The sequence below is a fragment of the Jiangella asiatica genome (assembly GCF_004349065.1).
Lineage (GTDB): Bacteria > Actinomycetota > Actinomycetes > Jiangellales > Jiangellaceae > Jiangella > Jiangella asiatica.
Genome location: NZ_SMKZ01000015.1, coordinates 62,956 through 77,031 on the forward strand (window position 1 = coordinate 62,956; position 14,076 = coordinate 77,031).

Genomic DNA, 14,076 nt, shown 5'->3' on the forward strand with positions numbered 1-14,076 from the left:
ATGAAAAGGGCGGTGTTTGCCTGGCGATTCCTCCAACTCGGGCATAGCATGATCGCTTGGCAGTGCTGTGGAGGGGGCGCCATGGCTGGTGGGCGGGACCAACTCGGTCCATTGGAAAGAGTCACACGCGTGCTCGTCGCGCTGATCGCGGCCGAGCCGACTGGCATTCCAACGCCGCGGTTACTGAGGATCGCGGCATTCGGGGGTGGCGAGCAGCATCATGTGCGGCAGCTCAAACGCCTCATCGAGTACCTCAATCGTGCCGGCTGGGACATCCGCAACACCATGCCGCCGGGACAGACCGCCGTCTATCGGGCGTATGCCGGCGACAACCGCCTGCGGGTGAACCTCACACCGGAACAGCAGACCGAGCTGGCCCGCGCCGCCATGATCGCCGGCGACCACACGTTCGCCGGACGCATCGGCGTCGACCTCGGCGAGCTGGCCGGCGTCCCGGAGCTGCGCACGTCGCGGCAGCCGCATCGGGCCGACGCCGCGCTCAACACCGTGCTGTACGCGCTGGAGCACCACTGCCGCCTGCGGTTCGTCTACAAGAAGCGCCCGCGGGTGGTCCACCCGCACTTCGTCTACCCGGGCACGTCGGGCTGGCACCTCGTCGCCCACGAGGACGGCAGCGATCGCGACAAGCAGTTCATCACCGACCGCATGTCCGCCGTCACCGTCGACCTCCCACGCACCGCGGCAGCCCGCCACGAGCCGTACCACGACGAGCTCGACCCGCTGTCGTGGGCGGTCGACCCGCCCGTCGACGTCACCGTCGAGACCACGCCGGAGTTCCGCGGCCAGGTCGAGAACCTGCTGGGCACCCCGTCCTATCACGAGGTCGACGACGACGTCGTCCGTCTCACGATCCCGGTCACGCACCGGGCGGCCTTCCGAAACCGGGTCTACGAGCTGGGCCCGCGGGTCCACGTCCTGGGCCCGGCGGACATCCGCGGCGAGCTCATCGCCGGGCTCGAGTCACTCCTGGAACGCCTATGACCAACCCGCCCACGTTCGTGCTCCGCTTCGAGCGGGTCACGCGTGCACTGCAGATCCTCACCATGCACCCCGACGGGCTGCCGCTGGGCCGGCTGGCCGCGGAGCTCGAGACCGACGAGAAGACGCTGCGCGAGGAGATCATCGCGTTCTACCGCGCGGACATCTCCCCCGCGTTCGAGGCCGGGTCCTACCGCCAGGTCCGCATCGAGTTCCTGGGCGCCGACGGCGAACCCGACGAGGTCGAGCCGGCCGAGGCCGAGATCGTCCGGGCTTCGACCGACCAGCCGGCCGCGGAGATCGGCGTGGTGCACACCGCGCCCGCCGAGCTGGCCGACATCTACCGGGCCGGGCAGGCCCTGCTGTCGCTCGAGCCGGAGAACAACGTTCTCGACGGCGCCCTGAAAGCCCTCGGCGAGACGATGTTGCAGGGCATCCGGCCGATGGACGACCACTGGAAGGCGGAGCTGGCCGGCACGCTCCTCGGAGCCGTCCACCGGCGGCACAGGGTACGCATCGACTACTCGCCGGTGTGGCGTGATGAGTGTCGCGAACACGTCGTGGCGCCGTACCGGCTGCTGCGCACGCGCCGCGGCTGGGAGCTCGACGCCGGCGTGTCGCCGGACGGCCGCGTCATCGGCACTTTCCTGCTCACCGGGATCCGTGACGCCGTCGTGCTCGACGAGACGTTCGAGCGCTCCGACGATCTTGACGAGGCGATGGCCGAGAACCGCCGCGAGCTCGCCGTCGACGTCGTCGTGCCGCAAGACGCGCGGTGGGTCGTCGACCGTTTCGCCGAGAGCTCGGAGGTCCTCGACGAGGACGAGGAGTCGGTGAAGCTGCGCGCTCGCCTGCTGCCGCCGGTCGACCAGCGCCTGGGCATCCTGCTGCTCGTGGCCGGCCCGCTGGCGTTCGTGACCGACCCGCCCCATCTCGCCGATGCCGGCCGTACGCTGGCACGAGAGCTGCTCGACCACTACCGGCGGTGCTGAGCGGCCCAGCGCGGACAGCAAGAGGGGGCAGCCGTGCACACACGGACCGTTGCGGTGCTCGGATACAACGGCGCGCAGGTCATCGACGCGACCGGTCCGGCCGAGGTGTTCGCCATCGCCAACGAGCTGGCCGGCGGGCGGCTGTATCGCGTGGTGCTGGCCTCGGTGGACGGCCGTGACGTCGTCGGCGCGTCGGGCCTGCGGCTGGGGGTGGAGCTGCCGCTCGGTGACATCGCCGACACGGTCGGCCCGCTCGACACCGTCGTCGTTCCAGGCACGTACCGGTGGACCGTGGCCGCCGGGCAGACCGGCCTGCTCGACGCGCTGCGCGGCGCCGCCGCCAGCAGCCGGCGGGTCGCGGCGGTCTGCGCGGGTGCGTTCCTGCTCGGACGAATCGGCCTGCTCGACGGACGGCGAGCGACCACCCACTGGATGCTCCTCGACGAACTGGCCGAGCGGTTCCCCGCCACGAAGGTCGAGCGCGGGCCGATCTTCGTCGCCGACGGCGCCGTGTTCACCTCCGCAGGGGTCACGGCCGGAATCGACCTCGCGCTGGCGCTGGTGGAGGCCGACCACGGACCCGTCCTCGCCCGGCAGGTCGCGCGCTTCATGGTGGTGTTCATGCAGCGCCCCGGCGGGCAGCGACAGTTCAGCGTCCGGCTGCGCAGCGAGATCACCAAGCCCGTGCTGCGCGGCCTGCTCGACGCCATCAGCGCCGATCCGGCCGGCGACCACCGCCTGTCGGCACTGAGCAGCCGTGCCGGGTTCAGCGAACGGCACTTGAGCCGCCTGTTCGCGCGCGAGCTCGGAACGACCCCGGCGCGATACGTCGAGCAGGTGCGGGTCGAAGCCGCCCGGGCGCTGCTGGAGACCTCCGACGCGCCGCTCGACGTGATCGCCCGGCTGTCCGGACTGAGCTCCGCTGAGACGTTGCGGCGCAGCTTCACCCGGGACGCCGGCGTCACGCCACACGCCTACCGGCAGCGCTTCCGCTCGACCGGCGCCACCACCGGCTGACGGCCGTCACCCGACGGGCGGCCGCGCGTGCTCCGTCGCCCAGGCCAGAGCGTGGTCGGCTACCTGCTCCCAGCCCGGGGCGCCGCACGTGAAGTGGTCGCGACCCTCGAACTCGTAGTACTCGGTGAGAGCGGACGACTTGTCCCAGTGCCCGACGTTGGACTTGTTCACCGACGGCGGCATGATGTGGTCCTCGCTGCCACCGATGAACAGCAGCGGCGCGCGGCCGTTGTTGCCGAAGTCGACCCACGTCTCCTGGTGACCGGGCTTCAGGTTCGCCAGCAGGCCGTACGACCACACCCAGCTGCCCGGCGCCGGGATGTGGTATCGCTCGTAGACCTCGTCGGAGTCGTCGCGCGACAGCGTGTTGGTGAACGCGTAGTGGAACTGCTCGGGCGTGAATCCGACCGCCTGGTGCCGCTTCTTCGGGTTGTTCAGGATCGGGTAGAGCGACTTGATCTGCGACGGCGGGCTGACGCGGATTCCCTCCGGCGGCGCGGAGTCGATGACGACGCCGACAGCACCGTGGCCGCGGTCGAGCAGCAGCTGGGTCAGCGTGCCGCCGAACGAGTGCCCCATGATGATCGGTGGCCGGTCGAGCTGCGTGATCAGCTTCTCCAGGTGTGCGACCGTGTCCGGGACCGTGACGGTGGCGATCGGCGACGGGTCGGCGCGCAGCCCTTCGACCTCGGGCTCGAAGCCGGGATAAGTGGGCGTGACGACGCGCAGCCCGCGCGCCTCGTAGTACGGAACCCAGTGCTCCCAGCTGCGCGGAGTCGTCCAGAGTCCGTGGATCAGAACGACGGTGTCGGGCGTGGTCGAGTCGGTGCTCATTGGCGGTCCCTCCTGGCCGTCCGGCTGCCGCGGAGGAATGCACTGTCGCTGCGTCGCGCCGAGCCGTCCCCCCATGCGAGCATCCACCCGTGCCGATCACGACGACAAGGACGCGTGACCCACACATCCGGACCTGACCCGGCGCCCGTTCGCGGCGCCCCGGGGCCGTGCGGATCGTCACGATGTCCCATGACAGGGTGGTCACATGGCTGACACATCCCAGCGATCGGTGTCCCTGCGACGCACCGGCCCCCGCAGCTACGTGGCCACCAACGTCCGCGGCGGCGAGCTCGCCTTCGGCGAAGGCGCGGACGGCGAGTTCACGCCGGTCGAGCTGATGCTGACCGCGATCGCCGGGTGTTCGGCCATCGACGTCGACTACATCACCGCGCGCCGGGCCGAGCCGGAGACGTTCGAGATCGACACCACGGCGGACAAGATCCGCGACGGGTCCGGCAACCGGCTCGAGAACATCGAGGTCGTGTTCAGAGTCACCTTCCCCGCCGGCGACGACGGCGACGAGGCTCGCGCGGTGCTGCCGGACGCGGTCGCGAAGTCGCACGACCGCCTGTGCACGGTCAGCCGCACCGTCGAGCTGGGCACACCCATCGCCATCCAGATCGAGAAGGACGAGTGACGGTCGGCTGACGGAACGTCAGCGGGGAGCGCCCGCGGCGACACGTGCCTCGTACCGGGCACGTGCCTTGGCCGCCTCGACCTCGCGGTCGCGCGGCGGCGCGTTGGTGACCCAGGAGTCGAGCAGGTGCCGAGTCACGTGCGCGATCTCGGCGACGGCCTGGTCGAACGCCTCGCGGTTGGCCTGCGATGGGGTGCGCGTCCCGGACAACTTGCGCACGTACTGCAGCGCGGCGTCGTAGACCTCGTCGGCACTGGCGGGCGGGGCGAGGTTGTAGAGGGGCTTGATGTTCCGGCACATGCTTCGAGGGTATGCCGTCGCGCCGACAGACCACTACGAGGCTTTCCCACGCCTCACCACGCTGGCAAGGGCTGCCGCGGAATGCCGCGCGTGGCGACATCACGAGGAATGATCACGTTCAGCAGGATCCCCCGAGCCTCACCATGATTGCGAGCATGGTGTGACACGAGATCTCGTGCTGAACGTGATCATCACGAGGGCCGCGCACCACCGGAGGCAGCAGGAGAGCTCACGTGGCGGAGGTGAGGCGGAGCTCCAACGGGGTGCGGAAGCTGGGGACGACGGAGGCGGACTCCAGGCGGCCGTGCAGCTGCGCCGCGGCGGACTCCACCGCCGCGACCGCTTCGGCGCCCGCGTCCTCCAGCAGCTCCCACACGATCTCGCCGGCGCACATGCCCCAGCCGCCCACGATGCGGCCCTCCCACCACACCGTCGGGCCGATGTTGCCGTTGCGGTCGAACAGCTCCGCCCGGTGCGGGCCGAGGTACCAGTCGCGCTGTTGCCAGCCCATCGGCGTGGGGTCCAGCGCCGGCAGCAGCGTCACGACCGGCGGCTCGCCGCCGTCGTCCGGCTCGTGGTCGACGTCGGAGGCGAGCACGATCCCGGGCGCACCGTCCAAGTCGACCTCGACGGTGTCCAGCCGGGCCAGCACCGCCCGGGTCGCGCCGAGAGTCCAGCCCGTCCACCACTGCAGGTCGGTGACCGTGGCCGGGCCGAACACCTCGAGCCACCGCCGGGCCAGGGCCTCGCGCGCGGACTGCTCCGGCACCGCGGGTATCCCGTCCGGCCACAGCCCGCGAACCGAGGCCCAGCGGTGCTGGCGGGACAGCCAGGTGCCGGCCGGGCGGCCGCGCACGACACGCCCGTCGGCACCCATCAGCGTGAGCACCCGGCTGGTGATGTTCTGCTTGACGTCCCACTTCTTGTCGGTGGTCGGCAGCACCGCGGTGCGCAGCCGGGGCTCGGCCTTGGCCAGCTCCGTCGCCAGGGCCTCGCCGCGCGCGTCGACGGCCCGCTCGGTGCTGGCTTCGACGTCGGCGAGCCAGGCCGCGACGTCGCCCTCGACCGCCGGCTCGGTGGGCAGCGTGCTCAGCTGCTGGACCAGCTGGCGGCGGAGCCGGTCGGCGATGGCGAGCCCGGCCGCGCTGTGCACGACCGGCGCGAAGGCGGTCGGCACCACGAACATGGTGCGGCGCATCGCGATCATCTTGACCAGCGTCCGCTCGTCGTAGAGCGCCGCGGAGACGTCGGCGAGCTTGGCGCCGGGGCACCGTGCCAGGGCCGAGAGATACACCGTCGCCGGGTCGGTGGCGTGGAACACGACCAGGCTCGCCACGGCCTCGGCCACCGAATCGGCCCGGGCACCGGCCGCCAGGCCGTGGCGGCGGGCCAGCCGCCGGCGGCGCTCCTCGACGCTCATCGTCAGCACGATCCCGATCCTGACACGGGCCACCGACAGACGCGCACCTGCGACCGGTCGACCACGGAACGGAAACGAAATCACCGAACCGCTTGACATGCACCGTAAGGTATGAATTTGGAAGGTTTCTTCTCACTTCGTGGACTTTCGGGGGGCTCCGTGAGTCAGCACAAGGCAACGGAAGAACGGCGCTACCGCCTGGAGCTGGCGGCAGTCATCGCCGTCGGGCTCGCTCTCGCGGTCATCGCGGTCGTGGCGATCCTGGCGGTCAACCCGTCGCCCAGAGACGATCTCGAAGAGTTCGGAGGGCTGCCCGCGAGCATCGGATAGCAGGGCATGCGCCGGTCACCGCCACCACATGTCCGATTCCAGCCAGTTCGCGGCCTTGCCATTGCCCCGGTCGATCATGTCGCCGTAACGTGCCGGCATATCCGGCCGTATTCGCCGGACGCCGTGCCCCCGACGGTTGGAACGATTCACTAGGAGGCCGACGATGGCCGACCGCCCCGACCACGACGTGACCAGCCCCGACCGCGGCGACCATCGCGAACGGGTCAGCCGCCGGGCCGTGCTCGGCGGTGCCGCGGCCGGTTCGGTCGCGGCCGGAGCCGGCGCCCTCCGCCTCGGCCCGACGGCGGCCGCCGCCACGCCCGGCGTCCCAGCGGCGGCCGTCCCGGCAGCGGTCACCGGCGCCGGGCCGCTCCGGCTGGCGGGGCTCACCACCGAGTACGCGCCCACCCTGCTCGGCACGGACGTCCGCCGGCCGCGACTGTCGTGGGTGGCCACCGCCGGCGGACATGGCGCGGCCCAGACCGCGTACCAGGTACTGGTCGCGTCGTCGCCGGACCTGCTCGAGCCCGGCCGGGCAGACGTGTGGGACTCCGGGCGGATGGAGTCGGCGGAGTCCGTCGGCATCGAGTACGGCGGGCCGGACCTGGCACCCCGCACCCGCTACCACTGGCGGGTCCGGCTCTGGGACGGAACCGGACGCGGCACCCGGTGGAGCGAGCCGGCGTGGTTCGAGACCGCCCTGTTCGACGAGGGCTTCGGCGCCGCCGGCTGGATCGGCGCCGAGCCGGAGCCGGCGGCCGAGCGTCGCGACGTGGAAGGTGCCTCCTGGATCTGGCTCCCCGGCGCCACGAGCGGTGGCGCGCCGGCCGGGCCGGGGTGGTTCCGCGGCGGGCTGACGCTGCCGGCCGGCCTTGCGGTCGCGACGGCGCACCTCGTCATGACCGCCGACGACGACTACACCGCCTACCTGCAGGGCCAGCCCATTCTCACCGCACCGCAGCAGGTCGACGGCTGGAAGTCGGCAGAGGTTGCCGACGTCACCGACCTGGTTGGTGCGGCGGTGGGTGGCGACCTCGTCCTCGCCGCCGTCGCACACAACCGCGGCGACGTCGCCGTCAACCCCGGCGGCCTGCTAGCCAAGCTCGTCGTGACGACGGCGGACGGCGAGCGGCTGGTGCTGCACACCGACGGCTCCTGGCGCAGCTCCGGCACCGAGCGGTCGGGCTGGGAGCGGCCGGACCACGACGACTCCGGCTGGGACACCGTCGCCGTGCTGGCTCCCTACGGCGACGGACCGTGGGGCAGCCAGGTCACCGTTCCGCAGCGGGAGACGCTCGACCTGCTCGGCGCGGAGTGGGTGTGGAGCCCCGGCGCGACCACCTCGGACGCCCCGGAGGGCAGCCGCTGGTTCCGGGGCCGGTTCGCGCTGCCGGCGGGCCTGGAGGTGGCGTCCGCCGACCTCGTCATGACCGCCGACGACGACTACAGCGCCCACCTCCAGGGCGAGCCGGTTCTCGGCGCACCGCAGCAGGTCGACGGCTGGCGTACCGCCGAGGTGGCCGACGTGACGGAGACGGTGACGGCCGCCGGCGGCACGTCCGCCGACCTCGTGCTGGCCGTGCGAGCCACCAACCGGCCGGGGCCGTCGGTCAATCCGGCCGGGCTGATCGCCAAGCTGCTCATCCGCACCGTCGCCGGCGACGACCTGGTATTCGTCACCGACGCCTCGTGGCGCACGTCCGAGACCGAGCGGCCAGGCTGGGAAGAGCCGGACCACGACGACTCCGGCTGGGACGACATCACCGTGCTGGCCTCCTACGGGCAGGGTCCCTGGGGCACCGGCGTCTCGGTCACCCGGCCCGAGAAGCCCGCACCGCTGCTGCGCCGCCCCTTCACGCTCGCGAAGCCGGTGGCCCGGGCGCGGCTCTACGCCAGCGGCGTCGCCTACCACGAGCTGCACCTCAACGGCGCGCGCGTCGGCGACTCCGTGCTCGACCCCGGGTTCACCGACTACGACCAGACCATCCTCTACGTCACACACGACGTCACCGACCTGCTGCGGTCCGGCGACAACGTGCTCGCCGCCGAGCTCGGCCGCGGCTTCTACGGCATGACCACCGACAACGTCTGGCGGTGGCACCAGCCGCCGTGGCACGGCGAGCCGCGGCTGATCGCCAGGCTGGTCGTGGAGCACCCCGACGGCAGCGCCACCGAGGTGGTCTCGGACCAGGACTGGCGCGTGACGGGCGGCCCGACGGTGTCCAACTCGCTCTACGCCGGCGAGAGCTACGACGCCCGCCTGACCCCGGACGGCTGGACCGCACCCGGCTTCGACGACACCGGGTGGGCGGCGGCGTCGCCGCTCACCGCGCCGGCCGGCCGGCTGACGGCACAGGAGAACGAGCCGATCCGCGTCGTCGAGGACGTCTCGCCGGTCGAGCTGACCGAACCGGTGCCCGGCAGCTGGGTGGCCGACTTCGGCCGCACCACCGCCGGCTGGTCGAGGCTGCGCGTCACCGCACCGGCCGGCACCACGATCCGGCTGCTGCACGGCGAGACGGTCGCCGCCGACGGCACCGTCCAGGCGTCGACGGGGCACGTTCCGGGCCGCTTCCAGCTCGACGAGTACACCACCCGCGGCGACGGCGAGGAGGTGTGGGAGGCCAGGTTCTCCTACAAGGGCTTCCGCTACGTCCAGCTCGACGGACTGCCGGCCGCGCCGACGCCCGAGACCGTGACCATGCGCGTCGTCCACTCCGACGTCGCCGAGGTCACCACGTTCGAGTCCGACCAGCCCATGTACGGGCAGCTGGAGGGGATGATGCGCCGCACCATCCTCAACAACCTGCACAGCATCCCGACCGACACGCCCATGTACGAGAAGAACGGCTGGACCGGTGACGCCCAGGTCGGCGCGCCGACCATGGCCGAGACGCTGGGCATGGCCAGGTTCTTCACCAAGTGGCTGGGCGACCTGCGCGACAGCCAGATCGGCTCCGGGCAGGTGCCGGTCATCGTGCCCAGCGGCGGTTGGGGCTACCAGGAGCTGGCACCGGCGCCGGAGTGGACCACCGTCTACCCGTTCGTGCTGCGCGAGATGCACCGCTGGTACGGCGACCGGCGCGCCCTCGCCCAGCACTGGGAGCCGGTGCTGGCCTACCTGGACTGGGAGCTGGGCCGGCTGCAGGACGGGCTGGCCGTCACCGCCCTGGGCGACTACCTGTCACCCGGCACCGGCGGCAACCCGCCGGAGGACACTCGGCTCACGGCGACGGCGTATCTGCACCGCGCGCTGCTGGCCATGGCCGAGGTCGGCGACCTGCTCGGCCACGGCGCCGACGCCGCCCGGCTGCGCGAAGCCGCCGACGGCCTGCGGACCCGGCTGAACGAGACGTTCCTCGACACCGCCCAGGGGCTCTACCGCACCGACCGCGACCCGCACTACCGGCAGACCTCCAACGCGGTGCCGCTGGCGTTCGGGCTGGTGCCGCCGGAGCACGTCGACGCCGTCGTCGCCAACCTGGTGGCCGACGTCGAGGCCCGCGACTGGCACCTCAACACCGGCTGCCTGGGCACCAGCGTCCTACTCCCGGTGCTGACCACGCACGGTCACGCCGACGCCGCCGCGAAGATCGCGCTGCAACGGACCCAGCCCAGCTGGGGACACTGGATCGACAACGGCGCGGACACGATGTGGGAGATGTGGCAGGTGAACACCCGCTCCCGCGACCACTACTTCCACGGGACCGTCGCGCAGTGGCTGTTCGAACATGTCGCCGGCCTGGTGAACCTCGAAGAGGGCTGGCGGCGGTTCCGCGTGCGGCCCGACGCGCGCAGCCAGGTCGGCTCGGCGTCGCTGGCCATCAGCACGGTGCGCGGCCTGGCCAGCGCGGCATGGACGCAGCGCGGCCGAGCGCTGGACCTCACCGTGGTCGTCCCGGTCGGCTCGACCGCGGAGGTCTGGGTGCCGGCGGAGTCCGCCGACGACGTCACGGCGTCGCCGTCGCGGTTTGTCACCGAGGTCCGCGCCGAGCCCGGCTGGGCCGTCTACACCGTCGGCTCCGGGCAGTGGCGCTTCGACAGCCGCTCCGCACCCACGCTCCCGTGATCACGGAAGCCTCGGTCACCACTCGGCGAAGCTGCCGTCGGTGTGCCGCCACAGCGGGGTGCGCCACCGCCGCCCGGCCTCGGCCGCGCGGCGGACGGCATCCTCGTCGATGGTGATGCCGAGGCCGGGCCCCATCGGCCGCTGGACGAACCCGTTCACGAACTCGAAGACGGCCGGGTCGACGAGGTAGTCGAGCAGGTCGTTGCCGACGTTGTAGTGAATGCCGAGGCTCTGCTCCTGGATCAGGAAGTTCGGCGTCGCGAACGCGACCTGCAGGCTGGCGGCCAACGCGATCGGGCCCAGCGGGCAGTGCGGCGCCAGAACGGCGCCGCTCACCTCCGCCTGTGCGGCGATCCGGCGCACCTCCGAGATGCCGCCGGCATGTGAGATGTCCGGCTGCACCACGCGCACGCCCGCGGCCAGCGGCCCGACGAACTCGTGGCGGCTGAAGTACCGCTCGCCGGTCGCGATCGGGATCGGGCTGCACGCGACGATCGACGGGAGCTGCGCGGCGAGCTCCGGCACCACGGGCTCCTCGACGAAGAGCGGATGGAACGGCGCCAACAGCGGCAGCAACCGGTGCGCGTTGGCCACCGACACCCGGCCATGGAAGTCGATCGCGACGTCGCGGTCCGGACCGAGTGCCGCTCGTGCCGCGGCGACCCGCTCGACGACGGCGTCGGTCTCGGCCGCCGTCGCGATCGGCGCCATCGCCGGCGACCCGTTCATCTTCACCGCCGTGAAGCCGTGCTCGACCCGCTCCGCGATCGCGTCGGCCACCTCGGCGGGCTCGTCGCCGCCGATCCACGAATAGATGCGCACCCGGTCGCGGACCGGACCGCCCAGCAGCGCGTGGACCGGCGCGCCGTAGGCCTGTCCGGCGATGTCCCACAGCGCTTGGTCGAGGCCGGCGACGGCGCTGGAGAGGACCGGGCCGCCGCGGTAGAACGTCGACTTGGTCATCACCTGCCAGTGGTCCTCGATGCGCAGCGGGTCCTGGCCGATCAGGTAGTCGGCAAGCTCGTGGACGGCGGCACGGACGGTGTCGGCGCGGCCCTCGACGATCGGCTCACCCCAGCCGACGACGCCCTCGTCCGTGACGACGCGGCAGAACAGCCACCGCGGCGGCACGGCGAACGTCTCGATGTCGACGATCTTCATGGGTTCCCTCTCCCCGACCGGAACTCGCGGGCGGCGGTGCCACTCACGCTCAGGTGTGCAGCCACGGCGCCGTGGCCGCACAGGTGCGTGAGGCCCGTGTTCATGCCGAGTCCGCCGTCACGCTCCAGCCGCCGTCGACCACCAGGCTCGCGCCGGTGACGTACGAGGCATCGGCCGAGCCCAGGAACGCCACCACGGCGGCGACCTCCGCCGGCTGCCCGAACCGCTGGAGCGTGGTCGCTCGGATGCTGCGCTCGCGGTCGGGCTCGGACACGGAGTCCCAGGCTTGGGACATGATCGGCCCCGGTACGACGGTGTTCACCCGGACCGCCGGACCGTAGTCGGCGGCGAGCTGGCGGCTCAGCGACAGCAGGGCGCCCTTCGAGGCCGCGTATGCCGGCCGCCCCGGCAGCCCACGTACGGCGTGCACCGACGACGTCAGCACGATCGAACCGCTCGAGCGCTCCAGCAGGCCGACCAGCGAACGGACCGCGAGAAAGGTGGCGGTGAGGTTGACCGCGAGCTGGCGGTCCCAGTCCGCGACGGCGAGCCGGCCGGCCGGTTCGATCACCGCGATCGCGGCGTTCGAGTGCAGCAGGTCCAGGCGGCCGGGCCCGTTATTCAGCCGGTCGGCCAGGGCCGCCCAGCCCGTCTCGTCGGCCACGTCCAGCACCACGCCCTCGGCGCCGCCGCCGTGGCCCGCGGCCTTGCCGGTGGCCGCGACCGCGGCTTCCAGCGCTGCCTCGTCGAGGTCAGCCAGGACGACCTGCGCCCCCTCCGCGGCCAGCCGGCACGCCGTCGCGGCGCCGATGCCCGACGCGGCTCCCGTCACCAGGGCGACCCGCCCGCGGTACCGCGGCGCAACCTCGTCCACCACGACCGGCACGGTATCACTTGTCATCTTGTATGACTAATGGCTGATCGCGCTCCTGCGGCTGCGGCGGCGACCCGGCCGGCGAGGGCACACAGCTCGGCACGCAGTTCCTCCGGCTTCGCCGAGGTCCGCTGACGAGCGCAACTACCCTCGGAGCATGACCTCCTCGTCCCCACGTGCCGGCGGCGCCCTGCTCGGACTGTCGATGTTCGTGGCTGGCGTCGCCGGTACCTGGGCGAGCTGGCGCTGGTTCGTCGACACCGCGACCGGTCAGCGGCTCGACGAGGCCGCTTTCGAAGGCTCGGCCATCGGCCGCAACACGCTGTGGCGGGGCGCGGAGCCGGTGCTGGACGTCGTCTCGGTCCCGTTCATCGTCGTGGTGCTCGGCGCGGTCGCGCTCATCGCTCTGATGCGCAGGCGCTGGTTCCTGGCCCTGCAGGTCGCCGTCCTCGTCGGTGGCGCCAACCTGACCACCCAGGTGCTCAAGCACGTCGTCCTCGACCGGCCCACCCTGGCCGCCGACGTCGGGCCGGCCGGCAACTCGCTACCCAGCGGCCACACGACGGTTGCGGCCAGCGTCGCGGCGGCACTACTGCTCGTCGTACCAAGACGGGCCCGGCCCATGGTGGCGGTCCTCGGTGCCGGCTACACCGCGGTGACCGGCGTGTCCACGATGATCGGCGGCTGGCACCGTCCATCCGACGTCGTCGCCGCCATCATGGTCGTGCTCGCCTGGGCGGGGTTGACGACGGTACTCACGGCACTCGGCACCCCCGAGCGCACGGACGCCGGCACCGGCTCGTCAGGTACGACGGTGGTGGCCGCACTGTTCGTTGTGACGGCCGCCGGTTCCGGCCTCGTCGCCGCCTCGGCGCTGCGCAGCACTCGCGATCTCCTGGCCGAATCCGGGTCCGTCACCGCGCGCGACGACCTCGCCACCGCCTACCTCGGCGCCGGCATGGGTGTCGTGGCCGCGACGGCCCTGACCTTCGCGGCTATCCTGGTCGCGCACCAGGTCGCGAGCGGCCGAGCCGGGTCCGACACACCCCGCTCCAGGTCACGCGTCCCGGCGGGAACGCATGTTCCGCAGCGCCCGCCAAAGTGATGGTCAAGAGTTGACATAGTCTTCCAAAGAGGGCTACACAACGGCCGTGACGAGCGGCACACTGAGGCAATGACCTCTCGTACACCGGCCGCGAGGCCTGTTCTTCCTTCGAGTCCGTTCCGCCCCATCGTTCCCCCGCCCATCGAGAAGTTCGCCGTCGACGACCTGCTCACTCACGATCGGCACGGATTGGGCCGTGTTGTCAGCGTCCCGGGCGAGAATGAAGTGCACGTCGATTTCGGCACAGCGGTACGCCGTATCGCCCTGCCGAATCCGAAGGTGACCCGTCTTTAGAGCGGAAATCCACCACCAACGGTTCACCGCACCGAAAATCGGCT

General features: G+C 71.9%; 12 protein-coding genes. 7 read left to right on the forward strand and 5 right to left on the reverse strand.

Going from position 1 to position 14,076, the window contains the following annotated elements:
• The first annotated feature begins 222 nt into the window (after positions 1-222).
• Genes E1269_RS12455 through E1269_RS12465 form a run of 3 tightly spaced genes read left to right on the forward strand, consistent with a single transcriptional unit; the run spans position 223 to position 3,008 of the window.
• Positions 223-1,002, forward strand: coding sequence for a helix-turn-helix transcriptional regulator (locus E1269_RS12455; RefSeq protein ID WP_162606378.1), 780 nt, complete (start codon positions 223-225; stop codon positions 1,000-1,002).
• Positions 999-1,991, forward strand: a complete 993-nt coding sequence (locus E1269_RS12460; protein WP_131894891.1) for a helix-turn-helix transcriptional regulator — start codon at positions 999-1,001, stop codon at positions 1,989-1,991. The genes E1269_RS12455 and E1269_RS12460 overlap by 4 nt, the downstream gene beginning before the upstream one ends.
• Positions 1,992-2,024: 33 nt before the next feature.
• Positions 2,025-3,008 carry a GlxA family transcriptional regulator gene (locus tag E1269_RS12465; protein WP_131894893.1) on the forward strand — a complete coding sequence of 328 codons (984 nt, stop codon included), beginning with the start codon at positions 2,025-2,027 and terminating at the stop codon, positions 3,006-3,008.
• Positions 3,009-3,014: 6 nt separating this feature from the next.
• On the opposite strand, the gene E1269_RS12470 is transcribed toward E1269_RS12465, so the two are convergent.
• The gene (locus tag E1269_RS12470; RefSeq protein ID WP_131894895.1) at positions 3,015-3,842 is read right to left on the reverse strand and encodes an alpha/beta hydrolase; all 828 of its coding nucleotides are present in this window, start codon (positions 3,840-3,842) and stop codon (positions 3,015-3,017) included.
• 205 nt (positions 3,843-4,047) lie between these two features.
• On the opposite strand from E1269_RS12470, the gene E1269_RS12475 reads away from it, so the two are divergent.
• Positions 4,048-4,479 carry an OsmC family protein gene (locus E1269_RS12475; RefSeq protein ID WP_131894897.1) on the forward strand — a complete coding sequence of 144 codons (432 nt, stop codon included), beginning with the start codon at positions 4,048-4,050 and terminating at the stop codon, positions 4,477-4,479.
• Positions 4,480-4,497: 18 nt separating this feature from the next.
• Here E1269_RS12475 and E1269_RS12480 read toward each other — a convergent pair whose 3' ends face one another.
• Together E1269_RS12480 and E1269_RS12485 are read right to left on the reverse strand one after the other, a co-directional pair.
• Positions 4,498-4,779: a DUF2277 domain-containing protein gene (locus tag E1269_RS12480; RefSeq protein ID WP_131894899.1), complete on the reverse strand. Its 282-nt coding sequence runs from the start codon at positions 4,777-4,779 to the stop codon at positions 4,498-4,500.
• A 229-nt stretch (positions 4,780-5,008) separates the two neighbouring features.
• A complete protein-coding gene (locus E1269_RS12485) occupies positions 5,009-6,199 on the reverse strand; it encodes a winged helix DNA-binding domain-containing protein (protein WP_239000882.1) in 1,191 nt (396 codons plus the stop codon).
• A gap of 159 nt (positions 6,200-6,358) precedes the next feature.
• On the opposite strand from E1269_RS12485, the gene E1269_RS32225 reads away from it, so the two are divergent.
• The gene (locus E1269_RS32225) at positions 6,359-6,529 is read left to right on the forward strand and encodes a hypothetical protein (protein WP_162606379.1); all 171 of its coding nucleotides are present in this window, start codon (positions 6,359-6,361) and stop codon (positions 6,527-6,529) included.
• A gap of 163 nt (positions 6,530-6,692) precedes the next feature.
• Positions 6,693-10,598: a family 78 glycoside hydrolase catalytic domain gene (locus E1269_RS12490; protein ID WP_203433432.1), complete on the forward strand. Its 3,906-nt coding sequence runs from the start codon at positions 6,693-6,695 to the stop codon at positions 10,596-10,598.
• A gap of 15 nt (positions 10,599-10,613) precedes the next feature.
• Here E1269_RS12490 and dgoD read toward each other — a convergent pair whose 3' ends face one another.
• Positions 10,614-11,759 carry a galactonate dehydratase gene (dgoD, locus tag E1269_RS12495; protein ID WP_131894903.1) on the reverse strand — a complete coding sequence of 382 codons (1,146 nt, stop codon included), beginning with the start codon at positions 11,757-11,759 and terminating at the stop codon, positions 10,614-10,616.
• A 100-nt stretch (positions 11,760-11,859) separates the two neighbouring features.
• The gene (locus tag E1269_RS12500; RefSeq protein ID WP_239000873.1) at positions 11,860-12,636 is read right to left on the reverse strand and encodes an SDR family NAD(P)-dependent oxidoreductase; all 777 of its coding nucleotides are present in this window, start codon (positions 12,634-12,636) and stop codon (positions 11,860-11,862) included.
• Between the two features lie 154 nt (positions 12,637-12,790).
• On the opposite strand from E1269_RS12500, the gene E1269_RS12505 reads away from it, so the two are divergent.
• Positions 12,791-13,738, forward strand: coding sequence for a phosphatase PAP2 family protein (locus E1269_RS12505; RefSeq protein ID WP_203433434.1), 948 nt, complete (start codon positions 12,791-12,793; stop codon positions 13,736-13,738).
• Positions 13,739-14,076 lie beyond the last annotated feature (338 nt).